At 72.7% G+C, this 23261-nt stretch carries 12 protein-coding genes; 2 read left to right on the top strand and 10 right to left on the bottom strand.

The window, feature by feature from the left end; translation table 11 throughout:
• Nucleotides 1-3 precede the first annotated feature (3 nt).
• From GAS53_RS43555 to GAS53_RS43540, 5 genes are read right to left on the bottom strand one after another with little or no spacing between them, the layout of a single operon-like run.
• Nucleotides 4-1161, bottom strand: coding sequence for a glycosyltransferase (locus GAS53_RS43555; protein ID WP_151483319.1), 1158 nt, complete (start codon nt 1159-1161; stop codon nt 4-6).
• Nucleotides 1158-1967 carry an alpha/beta fold hydrolase gene (locus GAS53_RS43550; protein WP_192583537.1) on the bottom strand — a complete coding sequence of 270 codons (810 nt, stop codon included), beginning with the start codon at nt 1965-1967 and terminating at the stop codon, nt 1158-1160. Before GAS53_RS43550 ends, GAS53_RS43555 begins: the two co-directional genes overlap by 4 nt.
• Nucleotides 1964-2263 (bottom strand): acyl carrier protein, encoded by a 300-nt coding sequence (locus tag GAS53_RS55615; protein WP_192583536.1) that lies wholly within the window; start codon nt 2261-2263, stop codon nt 1964-1966. The genes GAS53_RS43550 and GAS53_RS55615 overlap by 4 nt, the downstream gene beginning before the upstream one ends.
• A complete protein-coding gene (locus tag GAS53_RS43545; RefSeq protein ID WP_151483317.1) occupies nt 2260-6795 on the bottom strand; it encodes a type I polyketide synthase in 4536 nt (1511 codons plus the stop codon). The genes GAS53_RS55615 and GAS53_RS43545 overlap by 4 nt, the downstream gene beginning before the upstream one ends.
• A gap of 8 nt (nt 6796-6803) precedes the next feature.
• Nucleotides 6804-13682, bottom strand: coding sequence for a type I polyketide synthase (locus GAS53_RS43540; RefSeq protein ID WP_151483316.1), 6879 nt, complete (start codon nt 13680-13682; stop codon nt 6804-6806).
• A 276-nt stretch (nt 13683-13958) separates the two neighbouring features.
• Between GAS53_RS43540 and GAS53_RS55610 the strand changes: the two genes are divergently transcribed.
• Together GAS53_RS55610 and GAS53_RS43530 are read left to right on the top strand one after the other, a co-directional pair.
• A complete protein-coding gene (locus GAS53_RS55610) occupies nt 13959-14567 on the top strand; it encodes a hypothetical protein (RefSeq protein ID WP_192583535.1) in 609 nt (202 codons plus the stop codon).
• Nucleotides 14568-14704: 137 nt separating this feature from the next.
• The gene (locus GAS53_RS43530) at nt 14705-15769 is read left to right on the top strand and encodes a recombinase family protein (RefSeq protein ID WP_192583534.1); all 1065 of its coding nucleotides are present in this window, start codon (nt 14705-14707) and stop codon (nt 15767-15769) included.
• A 257-nt stretch (nt 15770-16026) separates the two neighbouring features.
• On the opposite strand, the gene GAS53_RS57100 is transcribed toward GAS53_RS43530, so the two are convergent.
• From GAS53_RS57100 to GAS53_RS43495, 5 genes are all read right to left on the bottom strand, one after another.
• Complete coding sequence (locus tag GAS53_RS57100; protein WP_263974221.1) at nt 16027-16524, bottom strand: DUF2637 domain-containing protein; 498 nt, start codon at nt 16522-16524, stop codon at nt 16027-16029.
• A gap of 1369 nt (nt 16525-17893) precedes the next feature.
• Nucleotides 17894-18892 carry a ThuA domain-containing protein gene (locus GAS53_RS43510; protein WP_151483312.1) on the bottom strand — a complete coding sequence of 333 codons (999 nt, stop codon included), beginning with the start codon at nt 18890-18892 and terminating at the stop codon, nt 17894-17896.
• A gap of 14 nt (nt 18893-18906) precedes the next feature.
• Nucleotides 18907-21066 carry an outer membrane protein assembly factor BamB family protein gene (locus GAS53_RS43505; RefSeq protein ID WP_151483311.1) on the bottom strand — a complete coding sequence of 720 codons (2160 nt, stop codon included), beginning with the start codon at nt 21064-21066 and terminating at the stop codon, nt 18907-18909.
• 153 nt (nt 21067-21219) lie between these two features.
• Entirely contained in the window at nt 21220-22050 is an 831-nt protein-coding gene (locus tag GAS53_RS43500; protein WP_151483310.1) for a citryl-CoA lyase, read from the bottom strand.
• Complete coding sequence (locus GAS53_RS43495; RefSeq protein ID WP_151483309.1) at nt 22047-23249, bottom strand: CaiB/BaiF CoA transferase family protein; 1203 nt, start codon at nt 23247-23249, stop codon at nt 22047-22049. Before GAS53_RS43495 ends, GAS53_RS43500 begins: the two co-directional genes overlap by 4 nt.
• Nucleotides 23250-23261 lie beyond the last annotated feature (12 nt).

Here is a 23261-nt window from a genome sequence, read left to right as displayed (position 1 = left end):
CGCTCACCGCTCCCGTGCCGCGAATTTCTCCAGGTGCGCCGCCGCGGCCGCCGCCCCGCCCGCTGCGCGGAAGGAGTCCCCGATTCGCCGGGCCGCCGCGCGGTAGGCGGGCTCGTCGAGGACGGTGTCGAGGGCGGCACCGATCCGTCGCCGATCGCCGCGCCCGAAGCGCACCCGTACGCCGGCTCCGGCGCCGGTGACCTGGCCGGCGATCAGTGGCTGGTCGTCCCGGATGGGCGCGACCACCAGCGGTACGCCGTGCCACAGACACTCGGCGACAGTGTTGTGCCCGGCGTGGCTGACCATCGCGGACGCCCGGCGCAGGAGCGGGAGTTGGGGGATCCGGGGCAGCACCAGGATGTCGGCGTCGGACTCGCCGTCGAGGATGCCCCCGGGGTCGGCGAGTATCGCCTGCAGCCGCTGCCCGCGCTCCCGGACGGCTGCCGCGCACTCGGTGAGGAAACGCGCCCCCAGGTCGGTGTTGGCGGTGCCGAGGGAGACCAGGACGGTGGCCCGGTCCTCGTCGAGCCACTCCCAGGGGAAGGCGGCGGCCGGGCGCCGGGTGAGCGCCGGGCCGACGTACCGCAGTTGCGGCAGCTCCGGGCCCGGGCCCGCGAGTTCGGGGGTGGTGAAGGCGAGCACCAGGTCGGGGGAGAAGCGCGGATCGTGGGTGCGCCCCGGGTCGCCGAGGCGGGCGCGCAGCTCCGCGACGAGCCCGGCGGTCCACTCCGCCACCTTCGGCATGCCGTCCAGGGCATCGCTGAATTCCGCCGGGGTGGTCGACGAGGTGGCGTACGGCACCCGGAGGCGCTCGGCGACCAGGGCGCCGGCGAGGGTCTGCTGGTCGGCGACGACGACATCGGGCCGGAACTCCTCGACCGCGCGGCGCACACCGGGCGCCATCGCCCCGGCAAGTGGCACGAGGAACTCCTGCCACAGGAAGCGCAAGGCGGCGGCCCCACGCAGGGCAGCCGGCCGCTCCGGGAGCGTGGGCACGTCGCACGGGTACACCTCGGCGTCGGGCCCGGCCAGCTCCTCGACGAACCGGGGCAGCGCGGCCCAGGCGGCCCGGTGCCCGCGCCCGGTCAGTTCCGCGGCCACGCTGACCGCCGGGTTAACGTGTCCGACCAGGGGCGGCACGACGATCAGAAAGCGGCTCACGGCGCGACCAGCTCCCGGTGGCCGTCCCGGACCCAGTCGAGCAGGATCGGGCCGAGCGTCTCGGGGGTGCCGGTGAGCAGGGAGTGTCCGTGCCCGCGCACTGTCAGGGTGCGGCAGCGGGGCAGCAGCGATTCCAGCCAGGGCGCCGTGTCGGCGAGGTCGGAGTTGGCGCCGTACACCGCGCAGACCGGCACGTGCAGGCTCCGCCAGGACTCCTCGGCGGGGACGGGGCAGGAGGCGATGTCCTCGGCGATGGAGGTGCCGTGCAGCAGGCGGGTGGCCCAGCGGACCAGGCGGGCCTCGTGGCGGCCGTAGGCCTCCTCGATCTGCGGCAGGGTGCTCTCGTCGTGGAGCTGGCGGGCGGAGCCGGCCAGGATGCCGCTCATCTTCTTGGCCCAGGCGGCGGTCGGCGGCTCGGACTCGACCATCAGGATGCCAGCGACCCGCTCGGGGCGGCGCAGCGCGTAGGCGAGGGCGACGGTGCCGCCGAAGGAGTTGCCGACCAGGTGGACGGGCCGGTCCAGGGCGAGGGCGTCGAGCAGCGCGTCCAGGTCGCCGCTGAAGTCCTCGATGCCGTAGCCGCGCGGCGGGCGGGAGCTGCGCCCGTGGCCGCGCTGGTCGTACATCACGACGTCGTGTCCGGCGGCCGCGATTGCGGGCGCGACGGTGAAGTAGTAGCTGGCCAGGTTGTCGGTGGCGATGCCGTGTACGAGGACGACCGTCTCGGGCGGGCCCGGTGCCGGGGTGGGGGCGCCGCTCAGCCGCTCCACGTTGAGCCGGATCCCGCCCGCCTCGACCGCGCTCACCGCAGGCACCCCGCGATGTACCGGACGAGTTGTCCGACGGTCAGGCCGATGATTTCGGAGAGTTCGAGCGAGGCGAACCAGGCGGGGAAGTCGACCCGGTCGCCGTAGCGCCCGCGTAGCTCGCCGGTGAGCGTGACCAGGTCGATGGACTCCAGGTCGAGGTCCTCCACGAAGCGGGTGTCGGGGGTGATCGGGGTGTCGTCCAGTTCGAGGTCGGCGAGGACCGTGTGCAGGGCGTCGGTGACCTCGGCGAGGACGGCGGCCTGCGTGGGGTCCGTGGTGGCGGGGCTCGTCATGGGGCGTTCTCCTCGGTCCAAGCGACTGCATAGGTGCGGGTGGGCAGTCCTGGCGGGTTGGTTACCTCGGTGAGCCGGATCCGCCAGAGCCGGCCGGAGGGTGCCCGGACGGCGATGGCGCCGGCTCCTTCCTCGACCGTGACCGCCGTGAACTCCCGCGGTCGGCCGCCGAACCCGGTGCCCTCGGCCTTGGCCACGGCTTCCTTGGCGGCCCAGAACCGGGTCAGCCAGGCGGGGCCGCCGCCGAGCCGGGTGAAGAGCGCGCGCTCGTCCGCGGCGAGGATGGCGTCGTAGGTCGTTTCGGGGCGCTCGGTGATCTCCTCGATGTCGATGCCGGTGCCGGTGCCGGTGCCGGTGCCGGGACAGTCGGCAGCGGGGTGGACGAGTGCGACGGCGGCCTCCCTGCAGTGCGCCAACGACAGCTCCAGGGGCGGGAGTTCTCTGCCGTGCACGCCCTCGGGGCATGGTCCGCCGCCGGGCTCGTTGGTGATCCGGATCTCGGCGGGGAAGACGGGGCCCTCGCCGTGTGCCCACAGGTGGCGGCGTACGGCGTCCTTGGCGGCGATCCGGCCGAGCAGCCACTGGCGCCGGCCGCGCGGGGGGTGCCCGGCGTACTGCTCGCGCTCGGGGCCCGCGAGCTGGTTGCGCATGAACAGCTCGCGGGACGCGGGGTCGGGCCAGCGTTCGAAGACCAGCTGCCAGCCGCCTTCCTGGGTGGCCGACAGGGTGTTGTGTTCGGGCCATCGTTTGACCGGATCGATCTCGGGCGGCGAGTCGAAGCGCCGGTCCCGCCAGCCGCGGATCTCGGCCCAGACCTCACCGTCGCGGGAGAGCTGCGCGTCGGCCACCAAGGCGGTGTCCGTCAGGGCGGTGACCTTGATGTGGCAGTCGAGGTCACTGCCTGGCTCGGGGGGCGGGCCGTGGAAACGGATCTCCTGGATGCCCGCCGGGAAGACGATGGTGCGGTCGGTGTGCGTGGCCATCAGCCAGTAGCCGAGCAGCTGACCGACGTTGTCGAGGAGCGCGCCGGGCGCGGGCGGGGTGGTCAGGACGCCGCGGACGTGCCGCTCGCCGAGCGCGCCGATCTCGATGACGCCGCGGAATCGCGGCCCGTGGAACATCCAGTGCTCGTCGTACATCTGCTGTGCGGAGACGGCCGGCCGACTCTCCGGGGCGTCGGTCTGCCACCGCCGCGGGCGGGGCGCGGTGCCGTGGCCGGGGGCGGTCTCGACCGTGGCGCGGGCATAGCGTCCGAACTCCACGGCATACCGCCCCTGTTTCTCGGGCCGGGTCGTGACCGTGACGTCGATCGGTGGGGCGGCCACGGTCCACTCCACGAACCGGGCGTCGTGCACGGCCACGGCCGTCCTGGGGCCGGGCACGGCGTCGATCATGTGCTGCACCACGGTGGTGGCGGGCACCACGGGCCAGCGGTCGGCTATCTCGGGCCAGTGTGCGGGCTGTCGGAAGAAGCAGTGGTCGGCGAGGTACGGCATGGTGTCAAGGGCGATGCGCAGGGGGGTGGCGCGGGGGCCGGCGGCGGGCGGGGACACCGTGGTCGCGGCAGGCGGCGCGGGGGGCGCGGTGCGGGGCGGGGCTGTTGCCGCGGCGAACAGTTGCGCCGCCGCGTCCGCTGTCTCGCCGAGCAGCGAGCGCAGTTCGGCCGCCGCGGGGCTCCGCGCGGCCACAGCCGCGAGCCGGTCCACCCCGGGTGCGGGTACCTCGCGCAGGACGGTGCGGAGCCGGTCCCGGGTGGCAGCATCGAGCGAGACGAGTCCGGAGCCGAGGGTGAGGGAGACGGTGACGAGGGCGGCTCGCGGGCTGTCCGCGGCCGTGCGGGCGGTCTTGGCCGTACGGGCGGGGGCCGCCGGGGACCGGAGTGCCGTCCCCGCCCGCAGGGCCGCGAAGTCCGGCTCGGCACCGTGGGACCAAAGTCCGGCCGCCACCCGGTACAGCTGTGAAAGCCCGCTGTGCCGGGGCGTGTTGGTGGTGAGTGACAGGCACTCGCGGCCGGTGAGGGTGTCGTCCACCAGGGCCGGCAGCTGGCCCGCGCCCAGCTGTACGAAGGCCCGGAACCCGGCGTCGTACAGGGCCGTGGTGAGCTGCCGGAAGCGGACCGGTTCGAGTAAGTGGCGTAGGAAGAGTGCGCGTACCGCGGCCTCGTCGGCCGGGAAGGGGGCGGCGGTCGTGGCGGACCAGACGGGCACCCGGGGCGGGTGCAGCGTGAAGCTGCGCGCGGCCTTCTCGATGGGAGTGAGGTACGGGGCCAGCATCGGCGTGTGGAAGCCGGACTCGAAGGGCAGCAGCCGGCCGAGCACGCCCGCGCCGCGCAGCCGCCCGGTGAGGGCCTCGATCTGGTCGCGAGGCCCGCAGACGATTGTCTGGTGGGGCGCGTTGTCGTGTGAGAGGACGACTCCGGGGTACGCCGCGAGCTCGGCCGTCACCTGGGCCGCACCGGTGCCGAACGCGGCGAAGGCAAGGCCGGGGACGCTCAGCGTGGCTGGGTCGAAGTCCCGTAGGAAGGCGTCGACCTCGGCGTCCGCGTACATCCCGCCGACCGCCATCGCCGTCCACTCCCCCACACTGTGCCCGGCCAGCGCATCCGGCCGGACGCCGATCCGGTCAAGCGCTCCGGCAAACAGCCGGCCCAGGCCGACGACGGCCGCGCCGTGCTGGGCGACGTCGCCCACCCGGGCGTCCGGCCAGTGCGGGGCCGGCAGGCCGAAGTGGCGGGCGACGTCCTCGGCCCGCGGCTCGAACTCGGCCTCCAGGCCGGGGCAGAGGAAGGCGATCTTCCCGCCGCTCGGGCCGAGCACCGGTCGCGGCGCACACCACACGTCGCTCCGGCCGCCCCAGGTCCGGGCGCGGGCGGCTGCCTTGCGGGCTAGGGCGAGGCGGCGGTCGGTGGGGTCGAGGATGGCGACGCGGGCGCCCCCGGTTCCACTCGCTCCGCCCTCGGCGGCGGCCGCGCGCAGCGCGGCGTCGTCGGCGTCGAGCAGTTCGGCGAGTGCCTGCGGGGTCGCGGCGGCGAGCCGCAACAGCCGGGGTGGCTCGGCCACTTCGGCACGGGCGGCGGGCGCGGCAGGCGCGGTGGAGGCGGCCGGGGCCGGTGCCGATTCCAGGACGACGTGGGCGTTGATCCCGCCGAAGCCGAAGGCGTTGACTGCGGCGCGGCGGACGTCCCCGTGCCAGGTCCGGGCCCGCTGGGCCGGGGCGAAGCGGGTGGCGCGGAGCGCTGGGTGCGGGTCGTCGCAGTGCAGGGTCGGCAGGAGCGTGCTGTGGTGCACCGCCAGGGCCGCCTTGACGAGGCCCGCCACGCCCGCCGCGGGCATCGTGTGGCCTATCATCGACTTCACGGAGCCGATCACGGCGTCGGGCCTGGCGTCCGGGTCCGGCGGCCCGAACACCTCGGCCAGCGTGGCCAGTTCAGCTCGGTCGCCGTTGGGGGTGCCGGTGCCGTGGGCCTCCAGGAGGCCGAGCGACCCCGGTGCCGCCGGGTCGAGCCCCGCCGCCGCCCAGGCGAGCCGGATGGCGCGGGCCTGACCGCCCGGGTCCGGGTTGACGAGGGAGGCGGCCCGGCCGTCGCTGGCCACGCCGACGCCACGGACGACGGCGTAGATCCGGTCGCCGTCGCGCCGTGCGTCCGCGAGCCGTTTGAGGACGACCACGCCGGTGCCCTCGCCCATCAGGACGCCGTCCGCGTCCCGGTGGAACGGGCGGATCCGCTGGGACGGCGACAGCGCCCGCAGGCGGCTGAAGACCGACCAGAGCGTGATGTCGTGGCAATGGTGCACGCCGCCGGCGAGCATCACGTCGCAGCGGCCCGCGGCCAGTGAGCCGACGGCCTGGTCGAGGGCGACGAGCGAGGAGGCGCAGGCCGCGTCCACGGTGTACGCAGGGCCGCGCAGGTCGAGCCGGTTGGCGACCCGGGAGGCCGCGAAGTTGGGCACGAGCCCGATCACCGACTCGGGGCTCTGCTCCCCGCCGAGCGCGGCCGTGAACGCCGTCCGCACCGAGTCGAGCCGCTCGCCGTCCAGCTCGGGCAGTAACTCGCGCAGGGTGCGGACCAGTTGGGCGGACGTACGCATCCGCTGGTCGAGGCGGGCGAGCCCGTCGGTCAGATAGCCGCCGCGGCCGAGCACGATACCGACCCGGGAGCGGTCTTCGGGCAGGGCGGCCTCCCCTGCATCGGCAAGCGCGGCCGCGGCGGTGCGCAGCGCGATCAGCTGGTCGGGCTCGGTGCCGGGCACGGAGTCCGGCATGAGTCCGAAGGCGGTCGGGTCGAAGGTGGCGAGCGCGTCGAGCCCGTCGACGAAGCCGCCGCGGCGACAGTAGACCCCCTCGATGCCGCGCCGACCGTCCGGATCGTAGTAGGTGTCCGCGTCCCAACGGGCTTTCGGCACCTCGGAGATGGCGTCCGTGCCGGTGACGAGGTTGTGCCAGTACGTGGCCAGGTCGGCGGCGCCGGGCAGGGTCACCGCCATGCCGACGATAGCGACGGGCTGCTGCCGCTGCAGGGCGATCGGTCGCATAGTGGCGCTCACCAGCCCGATGCCGTCAGGATGACCTCGTCGGTCTCGGGCTCGCCCCAGGCCAGCTCCCGCAGCAGCGCGAGCACGCCCTCCTCCGGGTCGATCAGCTCGATGCCGCGGCGCGCGTATTCCCGGCCGAGCTCAGGGCCGATCATGCCGCCGTGCGCCCCGGTCGGCGCCCACGGGCCCCAGTGCACGGTGACGGTACGGCTGCCGGTGGTGGTGCGCCAGCGGCGGCCCAGACGGGCGAGGGCGTCGTTGGCGGCGGCGTAGTCGGCCTGTCCGCGATTGCCGTACACCGCCGCGACGGAGCCGAACAGGACGGTGAAGCAAGGCAGTTGGGGCAACCGGCGAAGAGCCGCGAGCAGCGTGCGGGCGCCGTCCACCTTGGTGCCGTAGACCCGTGCGAAGGACTCCTGGTCCTTCTCGGCAAGCAGCCGGTCCTCGATCACTCCGGCGGCGTGCACGATCCCGTCGATACGGCCGTACGTCGCGTATATCTCCTTGACCGCCTGCTGCACGGCCTCCGCGTCCCGCAGGTCGACGGCCCGGTAGCCGGCCTGGCCGCCCGCGTCGTGTACCTCGGCCAGGGTCGCGGCGACCTCGCGGCGGGCCAGGATGCGGCCCGCCTCGCGGTCGATCTCGGCGGGCCGCAGGCCGCCGCGTGCAGCGAGCGCGGCGCGCAGCGCGGGCCGGTCGGTGGCCCCGGTGAACTCGTGGCAACCGGCCGGGCCCTCGTCGAGCGGGGTACGCCCGAGCAGTTCGACCCGGCAGCGCGCGGCGCCGGCAAGGGCGATGGCGAACCGAGCGGTGATGCCGCGCGCGCCGCCCGCGAGAACGACGATCGATTCCGGACCGAGCCCGAGCGCTGCGGCCTCGGCGGCGCCGGAGGCAGCGGGCCCGGCGCCGGAGGAGGCGAGCAGGCCGAGCGGTTTCTCGTACGGCACCGGGGCGCGGCGGGTGCCGCCGGTGTGCAGCACGACGGGCTCCCGGTCGGGCGCCAGCAGTTCCCCGACGAGTGCCTCGGCCTGCACCGCGGCGGGCCAGTCCGGGTCGAGCTCCACGGTGCGGACCACGGTGTCGGGGTGTTCGCGGGCCGCGGTGCGCACGAAGCCGTCGAGGCCGCTGGTGTCCTCGGGGTGGCGGGGGCAGAGCAGCCACCGCGGGCCGCGCAGCAGCAGCTCCTGGAGCGCGGTGAACCCGGCGGGCAGCAGTTGCTGGTCCGTACCCGGGACGGCGCCGAGGTGCAGCACTCCGTCGATCGAGCCGGTGTGCCCGGCGAGTTCCGCGGCATCCGGGCCGCCGCAGGCGGCGAGCGCGCCGAGTGCGGTGAGCCGGGTGACGAGTGCCTGCGCGAGCGGCGTGCTGCCCGCGACGATCAGGAACCGCTTCCCGCGCAGCTGAGCGGCCGCGTCGGCACCGGGCGCGGGCGCCGGGTCGAGCGGAGCGGGCCGCAGCAGGTAGCGCTTGGGAGCCCGGCTGATGAAAGGGGCGGAGGACTCCTCGACGACGGCCGCGGGGGCGGGGGCCGTTCCGGGCCCAGAGGCGGTCTCGGGCGCGACGGGTTCCGGCACCGCCAGGGAGGCGGGCGCCGGGTCCGGGGCGGCGGGCACCTTCATGCGGGCCCGCAGCCAGTCGGCGATCCCAGCGGCGGTGCGTGCCCGGGTCAGCTCCTCCAGCTCCGCATCCGACAACGACCGCAGATCCGCACCCGAACCCAGCAACCGCTGCCCCAGCTCCCCCGCAATCTCCATCCGCTTGATCGAATCCACGCTCAGATCCGCCTCAAGATCCAGCTCCGCCCCCACCATCTCCGCCGGATAACCCGTACGCTCCGCAATCACCGCCACCACCTCGGCCAGCACATCCACCCCCACCGGAGCGGGAGCGTGAGCGGAGGCAGGAGCCGGTAGGGGCTCGGCGGCCCGCGGCGCCGGCTGCGGCGCGTCGGGGGCCCCGAAGTAGCCGAGGAGCACGTCCCGTTGTGCGGCCAGCATCTCCCGGCTGTTGCGCAGGAACTCCCGGAGCAGTTCTTCCCGCTCGCCCATCATCGTCGCCTCCCTGGTGCGCGAGATGCCTGTGGTGCGCCGGGCCGGCCGCAGCGCCCCGGGCACCGGCTCCCCGTCCGCCGTGCGGACGAGGTGGCCGTCGACTGTCCAGCCGGGCCGCCCGGGCACAGCGGCCGGATCGGCAAGGGCCGCGTCGCGTCCGGCGAAAAGCCGTCCGGGTGCCACCGGAACGCCGGCCGCGGCGAGCCGGGCCAGGGCCTCCAGGTGACCGCGCAGGCCCGCGTCGGGGCGGGGCTCGAACGGGACGGCCAGGTGCGGCCGGTCGCCGAGGATCTGGCCGACCAGGCCGGTGAGCACGGTGCCGGGCCCGCACTCGACGAAGATCCGCGCCCCGGCGTCGTACATCGCCTCGATCTGCTCAGCGAAGCGAACGGGGGCGGCGATCTGCTCGGTGAGGTTGACCCGTACCTCCGCGGGGTCCTCGGCGTAGCGGGTGCCGGTGAGGTTGGCCCAGACCGGGAACTCGGGGCCGCGCACCGGGTATGTCGCCAGGGCCTGGGCGAAGCGAGGCACGGCCCCGGCGACCAGGGGGCTGTGGAAGGCGCAGGCGACGGGCAGCGGGCGGACGGCGAACCCGGCTCCGGTGAGCGCATCGACGGCTTCGGCGACGGCATCCGTCGGGCCCGAAAGTACGCTCTGTGTGGGCGCGTTGTGGTTGGCGGTGACGACCCGGTCGGCGAGGCCGGTCTCGGCGAGCACCCGGGTCACCTGCTCGGCGGAGGCCATGGTGGCGGCCATGGTGCCGGGGTCCTGCCCGTGCGCGCCGGTCGCGGCGAGGATCGCCTCGGCCCGCTCCCGGCTGAGGTCGCCGAGCGTGTCAGGGTCGAGGGCGCCCGCGGCGCAGAGCGCGACGAGTTCGCCGTAGGAGTGCCCTGCGGCCATGTCGGGGCGGACGCCGACCGCGGTGAGGGTGTCGTACGCGGCGAGGCCGACCGCGCCGAGCGCGGGCTGGGCGCAGCGGGTGTCGGTGAGCTGGGCGGCCTGTGCGGCGCGCTCGGCGGCGTTGAAGGCGGCGGGCGGGTAGAGGGCAGCGGCCGGGGTGTGGCGCAGGTGGCGGCCGAGTTCGGGGAAGGCCGTGAAAAGCTCGGCGAACATGCCGGGGCGCTGGCTGCCCTGACCGGGGAAAAGGACCGCGACCTTCCGGTCACCGTCGGCCACCCCGGCGGGAGTGCCCACGGCCGGGAACACCCCCTTCTTCCCGGTCGCGCCGTCGAGTAAGTCCCGTAACAGCTGTGGGAGTTCGGCGACGGACTCGGCGACCACGGCGCCGAGGAGCGGGCCTGCGCCGGTCTCCGCGCGCCGTGCGGCGGTGCGCGCCAAGTCCCGCAGGCGCCAGTGGCCGCGCACCGCGAGGTCGGCGATCTCCTCGACGGCGGTGCGGGCGCGGAAGACGAACAGTTCGGCGGGCCAGGCGTCGTGGCCCTGGCGGGGCGGCGCCCCAGCGCCGGCGTGGGCCCGCAGCACCACGTGGAAGTTGGTGCCGCCGAAGCCGAAGGCACTCACCCCGGCGACCCGGCGGCCGGCGGACTCGGCCCAGGGCCGGGCCTCGCGGTGGAAGGCGAGCGGGCTGGCGGGACCGGTCCAGGCGGGGTTGGGTACGTCGATATGCAGGGTGGGCGGGCGCACCCCGGTATGCAGGGCGAGCGCAGTCTTGATCAGTCCGGCCAGCCCGGCGGCGCACTTGGTGTGCCCGATCTGGGACTTGACGGAACCCACGACGCAGGCGCCTGGCGCGGCCCCGGCCTCCTCCAACAGCCTGGTGAGCGTGCCGAGTTCGGTGCGGTCGCCGACGACCGTGCCGGTGCCGTGGGCCTCGATCAGGCCGACATCGGCGGGTGAGACGCGGGCCTGGGCGTAGGCGCGTTCCAGGGCGGCGCGCTGGCCCTCGGGCCGTGGCGCGGTCAGGCCGAGCGAGCGTCCGTCGCTGGCGCTGCCGACGCCCTTGATCACGGCGTAGATCCGGTCGCCGTCCCGCTCGGCGTCGGCGCGGCGCTTGAGGACGACGCAGGCGACGCCCTCGCCGAGCGCGATGCCATCGGCGTCGGCTGCGAAGGGGCGGCAGCGGCCGGTGGGCGACAGGGCGTGCACGGAGGAGAAGAGCAGGTAGTCGTTGATGCCGTTGTGCAGGTCGGCGCCGCCGCACAGCGCCATGTCGGCGGCGCCGCCGGCCAGTTCCTTGCAGGCGACATCCACGGCGGCCAGGGAGGAGGCGCAGGCGGCGTCGACGGTGAAGTTGGCGCCGCCGAGGTCGAGCCGGTTGGCGATCCGGCCGGAGATGACGTTGGCGAGCATGCCGGGGAAGGAGTCCTCGGTGAGCTTCGGAAGCTGCTCCTCCAGGTCCTCGGGCAGCCTTCCGACGTACGACGGCAGCACGGTGCGCAGCGTCGTCGCACCCGAGGTGTCGCTGCCGGCCTCGGCGCCGAACACGACACAGGTGCGCTCGCGCGGGAAGGGGCGGCGGTCGAGCCCGGCGTCGGCGAGCGCCCGCCGGGCCGCCTCCAGGGCGAGGAGCTGCACGGGTTCGATGGAGGCCAGCGAGGCAGGTGGGATGCCGTACGCCAGTGGGTCGAAGGGGATCGGGGGCAGGAAACCGCCCCACTTGGACGTGGACACGTCGTCCGCACCGGCGTCCGCACCGAAGTGCAGCGCGGGGTCCCAGCGGGTGTCTGGGATCTCGGTGACCGCGTCAGCCCCGGCGAGCACCTGGGCCCAGTAAGCGGGCAGGTCAGCGGCGCCGGGGAACATGCCGGCCATGCCGACGACGGCGATGTCGAGCGGCTCGGGAACGGGGGCCGGGCTCTCTGCGGGCACCGTGCCGTCGGCGTCGCGGGCGCAGGCGGCGAGTTCGACGGTGCGGCGCTCGTAGAAGTCGGCGGCCCGGTCGGCGACCGCGTGGTGCAGTTCGACGACGGTGGTGACGGCGGAGCGGAGTACGGCGACCTCGCCGGCCATGAACACGCCCGCTTCACACTGGCGCTCCTCGTCGACGTCGAGGAGTTCGTCGCCGACCCGCTCGACGCCCTTGGTGGCGATGCGCAGGCGGCCGACGTTGAGCCGCTCTAGCTCCTGCCAGGCCTGCCGCTCGGGTATACCCTGGGCCCGCAACTCGTCCTTGACCTCCTGGTACATATCGCTGAACGCACTGGGCACACAGCGGGTGGCGTGGCCGGGCGCGGTGTGCAGGAGCGCGGTCGACTCGGCGTCCAGGATTGCGCGCTGGAACAGCGGCCGGATGGCGCCGCACTCGACGGCCTCCTCGGTGAAGAGGTAGGCGGTACCCATCAGAACGCCGACGGCGGCGCCGCGGGCGGTGAGCGGGGCGGCGAGCGCGGCGACCATGGCGGCGGAGCGCTCGTCGTGGATGCCGCCCGCGAACAGAACATGTACATCCTGCGGGTCGACGGCGTCACCGTCGGCGGCCACGGTGTCGAGGAAGTCCTCCAGGACGGCCAGTTGGGCCTCCCACAGCGGGAAGCTGTTGCGCGGCCCGATGTGCCCGCCGCACTCGGCGCCCTCGAAGACGAAACGCCGGGCGCCGGCCGCCAGGAACTGGCCGAGCAGCCCAGGCGACGGCACGTGCAGAAAGGTGCGGATGCCCTCGGCCTCCAGAGCGGCTGCCTGGGAAGGACGGCCGCCCGCCACGACGACGTGGCTGGGGCGCAGCTCACGGACGGCCTCCAGCTGGGCGGTGCGTACCTCTTCCGGGGCGAAGCCCAGGACGCCGACGCCCCAGGGGCGGTCGCCGAGCGCGGACTTGGTCTGTTCAAGGAGGGTGCGGGTCTGCTCGGGCCCGGCCAAGGCGAGCGCAATGAACGGCAGTCCGCCGCCGTCCGCGACGGCCGCCGCGAACCGCGGCTGGTCGCTGACCCGGGTCATCGGGCCCTGGGCGACCGGCAGCGCCGTGCCGAGCGCCCGGCACATCCGCGAGCCGCCCCGCAGCACCGCGCCGTCGGCCGCCACCGCCGCGTCGATGCCGTCCATGACGGCGGCGAGGGCCCGCGCCACGGTGCCGTACCGCTCGGCGAACCGGGCGGCGAGGAAGGCGTCCTGACCCAGCGGCAGGGGCTGGTCGCGCAGGGCGGCGAGGAGGCCGGGACGGCTCCGGTCGAGCACCCGGTGGCCGTCGGCAACGACAGTCTCGGAGCCGTCAGCGGTGCGTAGCAGACCGGCGGCGGCGGGGTCCGTGTCGGCCTCGTCGAGCAGTGCGAGCTGAACGTCGAGGACGACACCGCGGGCGCCCGCGAGCACGGCGGCGGCCGCGGTGTGCGGGCCGATGCCGCCGCAGGCCCACACCGGCAGGTCGTCCGGGACAGCGTCGAGGACGCACTGGAGCAGCACGAAGGTGGAGAGTTCGCCGCAGGGGCCGCCGGACTCATCGCCACGCACCACGAGCCCGGTGGCGCCGTCGGCCACGGCACGGGCAGCCTCGCCGGCGCCGCGGACCTCGGCGAGCACGGCGGGGTCCGCGGCGGCGGCCCGGGCGGCGGCCCGGACCCCGGCGATGGTCCAGGGCGCGTCGCAGGCGAGGAGCACGGCGCACGGTCCGGCGGCGGCGGGGTCCGCGGCCGACTGTGCGGTGCGCCGCGCTCCGGCGAGCGCCGGGGTCCACAGCTCTTCGGGGCGCAGCGCACAGTCGGCGGGAACCCGCACGCCGTGGCGGCCGAGGGTCCAGCGCCGCGCGAGGGTCAGGGCGGCGCGGGTGCCGCGGGCGCCGGAGCCGAGGTCGAGGACACCTAGCCCGCCGGCCCGGCAGACGGCGGCGGCGAGGCGGGGGTCCGGTGCACCGAACGGGCTGACGCCGATAACGGTGTGCGTCACGGGAGAGGCTCCTCTGTTCTGTGCGATCGGGGCGGTGGCTGGGCGATCGGGACGAGCAGATTCGGCGCACGCCGCTCACGCGGCCCTGCGATACGGCAATCCGATACAGAAGCGCATGTAAGGCATTACCCAGATCAATGACACTCTGGAGTCGATACGTCGCATCACGTAACTCGCTACACCCCAAGACTAACGGACCGTCAGATAATAACGAACCGTCAGATTGAGCTTCTCCCCTAAACGCAAAGGAATTTGACGGAGGATCAGATGTGGCTCATGGCAGGACCACTGACCATGGACGACCACCGCGCCCAGCGCGGACACGCTCTCGCCGACTGCACCCAGGCCGATGTCGACACCTGGTACGCAGGCGGCTACACCGCCCGGCGTCCTACTCACGCTTTCCTCCGCTGGGCAATGCGGTCCAAGCACATGCCCGCCGTCACCGTTCCGCACCGCTCGACGAGTTACCCCGCGCCGATTGCCCAACACCAGCGGCTCGCGCTGCTGCGACAGCTCGCGAGCTGCGACGACGTCCAGCTCCAGGATCGCGTGGCCGCCGCGCTTGTCCTCCTCTACGCGCAGCCGCTCACACGGATCGCCAGGCTCGGCACCGACGACGTCCAGCACAAGGACGGCGAAGTTCTCGTCCGCCTCGGCGACCCACCGTCGCCCGTCCCGGCCCCTTTCGCTGGGATGCTGCTGGACTACCTGGGGCAGCGGCCGAACACCATGACGGCGACCAACCCCGACGCCCGATGGCTCTTCCCCGGCCGCAGGGCCGGACAACCCATGAGCCCAGACACTCTGGAACTTCGGCTCCGCCACCTGGGCTTCCCGACCCAACGAGGACACACAGCTTGCGCAGCAGAGCTCCCTCGCTGATCGAGCGGCCGCCCCATGCCGCGTCGAGGATGGCTCGGGTGCCGCACGCGATCAGGGTCAGCACGCGGATCTGCGGGCAGCGGCCCGGATCCGTTGCTGCGGCCGGGAGCCGACCGAACGCGGCGCGGTTGGGCACGGTGTCCCGGACATCGCACGACCGGCTCGGCTACGCCGCGATCGTCGACCACCTCAACGCCAGTCCTGTCCTGTTTCCTCCGCCGGTGCCGCCCGGCGGCGCATCTCGGGCCCGCGGCGCGTGGGGCAAGTCCGCCGTCGCCGACCTGCTGCGCAACCCCAAATACACCGGCTACCAGGTCTTCAACCGGCGCGCCAGCCGCTCCCGCAGCGGCGCCCACAACGACCCCGCCCTGTGGGTCTGGTCACCACACCCCGTACACGAGCCGCTCATCCCGAAGTGGATGCACGACGCCCTCACCGCACAACGGCACGCCAACCGCGGCTCCCGCCCCGGCAACACCCCCAACCCCCATCCGCAAACCCGGCGCACGTATGTGCTGCGCGGGATGCTGCTGCACGCCTGCAACCGACGCATGTTCGGCAAACACCGCGACGGCATCACCAACTACAGCTGCCAACCCCAGGCCAACAACCGCGGCCGCCCCGACACCTACACCGGTCACCCCACGACCGTGTACCTCCGCGAAGACCTCCTGCTCGAGGCGCTCGCCGCGTTCTACACCGATCAGGTGCTCCGCCCCGACCAGCCGGACCTGCTGGCCGGCGCCCTCGCACGCGCCAGGCACCGCAGCGCCATCCAGCAACAAGCCCAACGGGACGAGCTGCAACGCCTGCTGGAGGACTGCACGCGCCGCCAGGACAACCTCCTCCAGCAGGCCCAGAACTGCCCCGCCGACGACCCCTACGCCCAGGCCCTGCGCCGCACCTACAACGACCTGGAAGCACAGCGGACCCGCACGCTCACCGCCCTCGGCAGCCTCGACACGGCCACCACCGCCGCTGGCCCCGTCGGACAAGCCGGCGCCATCGCCGCACTCCTCGACGCCCTCCCCTACCTGGCCCGCCATCTCGCGGACGCGCCCGAGCAGCTGCAACGACGGCTGTTCGAGACCACCCAGCTCACCGTCCGCCTCCACGCCGACAGCGACATCTCCTTCCACATCACCCTGCCGGACCAGCACCACCTGCCCGGCCGCGCCAAAGGATCCGGATCGTGCTCATGAGTGACCACGGCTTCCGTTCGGATGAGCCTGGTCCGCTGTGCTCGGGATCCGGCCTGCGCGTCGCCAGCGGGCCAGGACAGCCCGGCCGTAGTTGTTCGTCCCCGCCACCCGGTCCAACTCCGCGCCACTGGGCACACGCCCGAAAGCCAACTGCCGCTCGAAGTGATCCCACATCACTTCCTCCGCCGTCACCTCGCCCGGCCGAGACCGATCCCCCCTCGACGACAGAGCCTGTGCCTTCCGCGGCTCTTCGCCATTTACCGACTCTCGACTGCTCTCGCTCGCCTCTCGCCGACCCACCGTTGTCTCGTCTCGATCCGCCCCGTCTTCCTCTCGCGGGGCGTCCACCCTCTCGTCTCGGCCACGCGTCGGCCCACCGCCGTTGGGAGTCTCGGCGGCAGCCGTCGCCGAACCACCCGCACTCTCGGCGCGCTCTCGACCGCCGCGCTGCGCGAGCAGTTCCACCGAGAGCAGCAGAGCAACCGGAGGCCAGCCCGCCACCAACACCGGCTTCCACTCCAACGCAGGCGCAGCCGCCACATTCGCCGCCAACGACACCGCGATACCAAGAACGACACCGCGATACCAAGCAGGAAAGCCAGCCACACCACCGCCCGCACCCGACGCTCCGCGCCACGGGCCGAGTTCAACAGGCCAACCGTCGCCAGCAACAAAAGCCCGTCCACCGACAACGGCCACAGCGTGGCGCTCACCGCATCCGCCCCACCCTGCAGAGCAAACGCCCGCTGGTGCACGTACGAGGCATACGCAGCCACCGACGCCACCACCAGCGCACAACCACGCCGCACCCACACCTCAAACCCGACACCAGCACCGGCACCGGCACCGGCACCGGCATTTGAAGAGGCGTCACGAAGGTCTACAGACTCATCGCGCGGTGTTTCGCCCGGGGCCCTCACCGGGAGCCACTCCCACGACGGCGCCGCCGGGACACCCTCGGCACCGCCACCGTCGCGGAAAGCACCAGCTCACCGCGGGTACGAGACCCTACAGATGCTGTCGGTGCCACCCCGGGGGCGCTCAGCTACACTCCGTGTTTCCGCAGGTCAGATAGGCCAATAGGCCTACCGATGGTCCTTCCAATGGCAGCTCGCTGCACGCTGGGCCGGTCAAGACCTCCACCGGTCTGCTGAGCATCGTCCCAGGTAGATATGGTTTAGGACCTTTGCACGTCCCGCAGGTTCGAGCCCGGGGTTTGAACTGCAGCAAGCATCGGGTCACGCTCTGCAACGAGGTCCTTTCTTTCCCCCTCGCAGCCCTTTGCCGGCTACTGGTCTTGCTTGCGCGACGGAAGGAGTCAGGAACCCTGCTCCATGTCGACGCCTCGGGTCGAACTCCAGGAATCGCTCGGCCGCGTCGGCCTCGGTCGGCGCGGTGTAGACGGGCTTGAGTGCCTTGGCGACCTTGTCCCAGTCCAGGCCGGCGAACATCTCGGCTGGATCTGCCGGGTTGGTGGGTAACGAGTGATCCATGGCTTCCGTCCTGTCGGTCCAGGTCACCGACCGGGCGGCTCCGCTGGTACCTCATCTCGGCGCTCGAAGCGCAACTCCAGATGGCCAGTTCGCGGCCCGCCTCCAGCGGGAGGGACAGGTCTTGCCGGAGCCGGGCGACCAGTGGCGCGTCGGATTCGGCGATCCGGCCCCGCCGCAGCCGTGATCCGCACTCGGTGGGCAGACCGCGTACATCAATGATGTCCTTGCCCCGAACGGGCCACCGCGCAGTGGCCCGTGCGTCGGCGCCGCATCGGCCACCCGGGCGGCACAGACGGCGCCGTCCCGGTCACCCCGTGCCCATGCCCGTACGTCCAGCGCCACACGGTCGAGCCGCCTCGGCGCGCCGACGATCGCGTCGCCCGCGCTCAGCTCGCCTTGGCCGGCCGGGTCACCAGAGCGGACAGGGATGTCGCACGGCTCACAGTTCGACCACAATCCGGGGTGTCCTGGCCCGGGACACACACGCGGCGATCTCATCCCGGCTGCCTTCTCCTTGCGGGCAAGGCAACCTTTCTGCCCGGTGTTGAGGAGGCTCGCGCGCCCAGCGCAGCACCGACAAGGGCCCCTTGGCCTGCCGGCCTGCGCGATTCAGTCCGCCCCGTGGAGCGGTTCAGCTTGCCCGGCAGAACGGAGCCCTGCCCATGGCGGACTCGATGCCGCCGAGGATCAGGTTCTGGAACTGTTCGGCCCCGGGGAACGAGCCGTCGGTCGAGAAGGCCTTTGCGTCGTGGCCGAGTGTGGTGAGCCAGGCGCGTCCGCCGTCGTAGTACTGGCACCAGGCGACCGGGTGGTGCCTGCCGTGTCCGGGGTGGCCTTGGTTGCCCGTGACGCCCTCGGCGAGCGTGGACGCGTCGACGGAGGCCAGGACACGGACCTTCGAGGGCGCCGGGACGAGGTTGTACCACTCGTCGGTGAAGTCCCAGCGCGTCGGGAGATCCGAGGTGGAGGAGTCGTGGCGGTCCTGCACAATGACCGTGCCACGCTGGTTGGGGCCGTGGTCGTAGAAGTTCGCGCGCCCCAACAGGCCCTCGTACCAAGGCCAGTTGTACTCCGTGCCGAAGGCGTTGTGGATGCCGACGAAGCCTCCGCCGCCGCGGATGTACTGGCGCAGGGAGGTCTGCGCGGCGTCGTCGAGGGTGTCGCGGCTGGTGGAGTAGAAGACGACCGCGTTGTACCGGAAGAGCCGTGCAGGGGAGGAGAGTTGCGTGACGTCTTCGGTCCAGTCGACGGTGAAACCGTTCTTCGTGCCCATCTTGACCAACGCGTTCTGTACGACGTTGGTGTCGGCGAGCGTGGGGTTGAGCCCGGCGCCGAGTGTGGGACCGAGGTTCGCGTGGCGGGGGCCCGCGGTGCGCGTGTAGAGGAGCACTCGGTAGCCGTCGGCGGCCGGGGAGAAGTTGCCCCAGTCGTGGTAGCACCTGGCGCTGGTGCCGCGGCAGACACCGTAGTCGGGGTCGCCCAACTCCTGGGCTCCGGTGGGTCTGCCGTCGCCTCCTGCGGCTGCCTGATACTGGAGGCCGAAGAAGGCCGCCAGGGCGATCAGGAGTGTGGCGCTGACCGCGGCCAGTACGGACACCGTCGTACGGGTTGTACGTGCTGTGGACGTCATGGCGGCCGACCCTCTCACTGGACGACGATCTTGCCGGTGGACTGGGGGAAGACCGGGTCGTTGTAGAAGTACTCGCCGGGCTTGCCGAAGGTGTGCGTGTACGACTGGCCCGGCATCAGCAGCCCGGTGTCGAACTCCGCGTCGAAGAAGGCCACCGCGCCGTGTGCCTGCTTGTTGTCGGTGGGATTGGTGAAGGTCACGGTCGTGCCGGCCGGGACCGTCAGGTGCTGGGGGGCCATGGCGTTCTGGGCAACGGTGTTCTCGGTCGCGCCGGGAGCGCCCGTGGCAGCGTTCCAGACGCGGCCGAGGGTGACGGTGTTCCCCGCTGTCGCACCGGTGACGGCGGCGGTACGGATCTGGTTGCGGCGGGACGGCGGGATGGGTGCGGGGGCCTGTTCCACCTTGCCGCCGAGCTTGAACGCCCAGAGGTGGTCGCCCCGCGGGATGTCGGGGAAGGGGAGCCCGTTCCCGCCGGCGAGCACGGCGACGTACTGCTCGCCATCGATCTCGTACGAGACGGGGATGGTGTTGACCCCGGCGCCGCACTGCCAGGTCCACAGGCTCTTTCCGTCGGTGTCGTCCATCGCTTCGAGGACGCCGTCCGGGCGGCCCTGGAAGAGGACGCGGCCCGCGGTGGTGAGGATGCCGTTGCCGTGGGCCAGTGACCAGGGGCCCTCCTTGCGCCAGGCGACCGTGTTGGTGCGGGGGTCCACCGCGACCAGACCTCCGCCGAACAGTTCACCGAGGGGCCGGGCGGTGTTGACGCGGCCGCCGCGGGTGTTGGAGTAGGAGGAGTTGACGAGGCCGTAGCCGACGTAGATGTGTCCGGTCTTGGGGCTGAAGGAGGGGAAGCCCCAGTCGGCTCCGCCGCCCGCGCCCGGGAAGATGATGGTGGCCCGGTCCCAGAAGACGGTGTAGAGGCCGCCGGCCGGGTAGAAGGGCACGGGCCGGGTCGTCTTGTCGTACTCCGGATACGGGGATACGAACGGCTCGCCGCCGGGGAACGGCTGGGTGGGCGAGGTCTTCTGCAGGGCGTGCTGCGGGACCGGTCGCTCTTCCATGCCGTGGACGGCCTCGCCGGTGCGGCGGTCGAGGATGTAGTACCAGCAGGTCTTCGAGCCGTAGACGACGACCTTGCGCCGCTTGCCGTCGATGAGGAGGTCGGCGAGCACCGGTGCCATGACGTTGTCCGCGTCCCAGATGTCGTGATGGACCGACTGGAAGTGCCAGCGCCGCTTGCCGGTCTTGGCGTCGATGGCGACGATCGAGTTGGCGAAGAGGTTGTCGCCGCCTCGCGAGGATCCGTCCGTACGGGGATACGGGTTGCCGAACGTCCAGTAGACCAGGCCGAGTTCGGGATCGACAGCCGGGTGGATCCAGGGGACCGCGCCACCGGTCTTCCAGGAGTCACCCTCCCAGGTGTCGTGGCCGAACTCTCCGGGTCCCGGCGGGCCCCAGAAGGTCCACACGACATCGCCGCTCGTGGCGTCGAGCGCGTATCCGCGGCCGCGTGCGCCGGCGGTCGAGCCCTCCGTGCCGACGTAGATCAGGCCGTCCCAGTGCACGACCGCGCCCGCCAGTCCCCCACTGTTGCCGCCGCATTGGCCGCTGTCGTTGTCGCAGCCGTCGTCGCCGCCGTTGTCGTCGACGATCAACGGCTTCTGCCAGACGATCGCCCCGGTCTTCTGGTCGAGGGCGTAGACGATGTTGGCGCCCGAGATGGTGAAGACCTTGCCCTCCGCCACGGCGACGCCGCGCATGTTGGTGCTCTCGGTGCCGAGGTTGGTCTTCCAGATCACCTCGCCGGTCCGGCCGTTGACGGCGAAGACGTTCTGCTGGGTGGTCTCGACGTACAGCACACCGTTCTGCACGACGATCGTGCACTGCTGGTACGCGCTGGTGGAGCCGCCCTCCAGGTTGATGTGCCAGGCCCCGCCGAGCCTCTTGATGTTCTGCGGGGTGATGTCACGCAGCGTGGAGTGGTTCTGGTTGCCGTAATTGCCGCCGACCTTGGGCCAGTTGGCGCCGGTGGTGCCGAGTGCGGCCGACTGCGGGGGCACCGGGAGCGCGAGGCCTGGCGCGGCGTTGGGGGCCGCCTCGGCGGTGGGCGCCAGGATGGAGACGGTGGCCGCGCTGCCCGCCGCGGCTGTCAGGAGGAAGGTGCGTCTTTCCATCGTTCAGTTCCCTCGATTCGATCAAGGTCCGCTAGATGGTCTGCGCAATCCACAGAATGGGTTCGCGTGATGGAGGGTCACGTTAGGGACGGCTGTGCGTCCGTGACAAGACACGCGGCAGGGGATTTTCGAGCGACGGGCGTCAACCGTGCGTCAGGAGCGCGGTGTTGGTGCCGCCAGGTGGACCGGCACCATGGAGGGCGGCATGGGACTCTTGTTGCGGCGCCCCTGCCCGGTCTCCTCCCACGCGTGCGCGAGGATGCCGACGCTGCGGCTGAGCACGAACAGGCCCCGGGCCAGCGGGGCGGCGAAGCCCAACTCGGCGTAGATGACGGCGGTGGCACCGTCGATGTTCATGGGCACGGGTTTCCTTCCCTCGCGCCCCCGGTTGAGGTACGTCTCCACGGCGCGGGCCGCCTGCAGGTGAGCGCCCGTCACCAGGCCGTCCGCCACAGCCCGGTCCACCAGGGCGAGCAGCGGGTCGCGGCGCGGGTCGCGGGGGTGGAAGCGGTGGCCGAAGCCGGGCAGATAGCGCGAGCGGGCCCGCCACTCGGCGACGACCTCCGCCACGGCGAGGTCGAACTCCCGGCCCTGGTCGTGCCGTTCGACTCGTTCGATGATGTCGCTCAGTAGCTGCACGCACTGCTGACCCGCCCCGCCGTGCACATCGCCGAGCATGTTCACCCCGGTGGCGACGGCGCTGTTGAGCCCGATCCCGCAGGTGGCTGCCATCCGGGCGGCAGCGATCGACGGGGCCTGCGGCCCGTGGTCGACGCCTGCCACCAGGGCCGCCTCCAGGAGCCTGGCCTGCTCGGGACGGGGCAGTTCCCCCCGGAGCATCAGCCAGATCGTCTCGACGAAGGTCGCGTGGCCGATCAGATCCTGTACGGGATGCTCACGCAGTTCGATAATGCCGGGTTCGACCCGGCTGACGGCGGTCGCCCACCACTGGGCGACGAGGCCGTCCTGCGGCCCGGCCGTCATGAGGCCGGCGCCTCGGCGGCCTGGCGGTGCGCCCGCCAGCGGGCGATCAGCCGCTCTCGCTCCTCGCCGTGCTGGTCGAGAAGCGGGGGCGGGGAGTCCGGGGAGAGGGGTTCGCCGTCCACCAGCACGCCGTTGCCGCTGGCCCGCAGCGTGCGGCCGGAGCCGTCCGGGTAGGGCAGGTCGGTGAAGAAGCCGCGGTGCGCCAGCTGTTCCAGCTCCACGGCTTCGGGGACCGTGAGGACGCGGGCCGCCGGGACCCCGGCCGCGGACAGTGTCGCCTCCCACTCCAGAGCGGTCTTCTGGCGCAGTGCCGCGTTCAGCTCGGTATTGAGTTCCGCGCGGTGCAGTTTGCGTGCCTCGCGCTCGGCGAACCTCGGGTCGTCGATCAGGTGGGGCAGCCCGGCGAGGCGGCAGAGCGTGATGAACTGCTCCTGGCGGTTGGCCGCGATGTTCAGCCCTCCGTCGGCGGTCTCGAAGGTCCCGGACGGGGCCGCAGTGGCGTTCTGGTCACCCATCGGTTCCGGATCGACGCCGCTGATCAGGTAGTTGGAGACGGCCCAGCCCATCGCGGAGAGGGAGACCTCCAGCATGGAGACGTCGAGGCGCGCCCCTCGCCCGGTCTTCTCCCGTCCCAGCAGGGCCGCGCTGATCGCGAGGGCTGCGCCGAGACCGCCGAGCGAGTCACACACGGGGAAGCCCACCCTGAGCGGTGCGGTGTCGGTGGTGCCGGTGATGCTCATCATGCCGGACAGGCCCTGGATGATCTGGTCGTAGGCGGGGGCGGCGCTCATCGGTCCCGACTGCCCGAAGCCGGTGATCGCGCAGCTGACCAGGCGCGGATTGAGCTCCCGCAGCCGGTCGGCGCTGTATCCCATCCGGGCCAGCACCCCGGCCCGGAAGTTCTCCAGGAGGACGTCCGCGCCACGCACCAGCTCCTCGAAGTCGGCCCGGTCGCCGGGGTCCTTGAGGTCGAGGACGAGGGATTTCTTGCCGGCGTTCTGGGCGAGGAAGGAGGCGCCGATGCCGGCCCGGTTGAGCTCCGGATCAGGGCCGAGACTCCGCGCGAGATCGCCCCTGCCCGGCTGTTCGACCTTGACGACCTCGGCGCCGAGGAGCATGAGGTGGTAACTGCAGTACGGCCCTGCCAGCACATTGGTGAGATCGAGTACGCGGATTCCTGAGAGCGGTCGTTCGGGCATGCACCGGCTCCT

Source organism: Streptomyces albicerus (assembly GCF_008905045.1).
GTDB lineage: Bacteria > Actinomycetota > Actinomycetes > Streptomycetales > Streptomycetaceae > Streptomyces > Streptomyces albicerus.
Note: the sequence above shows the minus strand (reverse complement) of the source record. Positions and strands in the feature narration are given on the sequence as shown.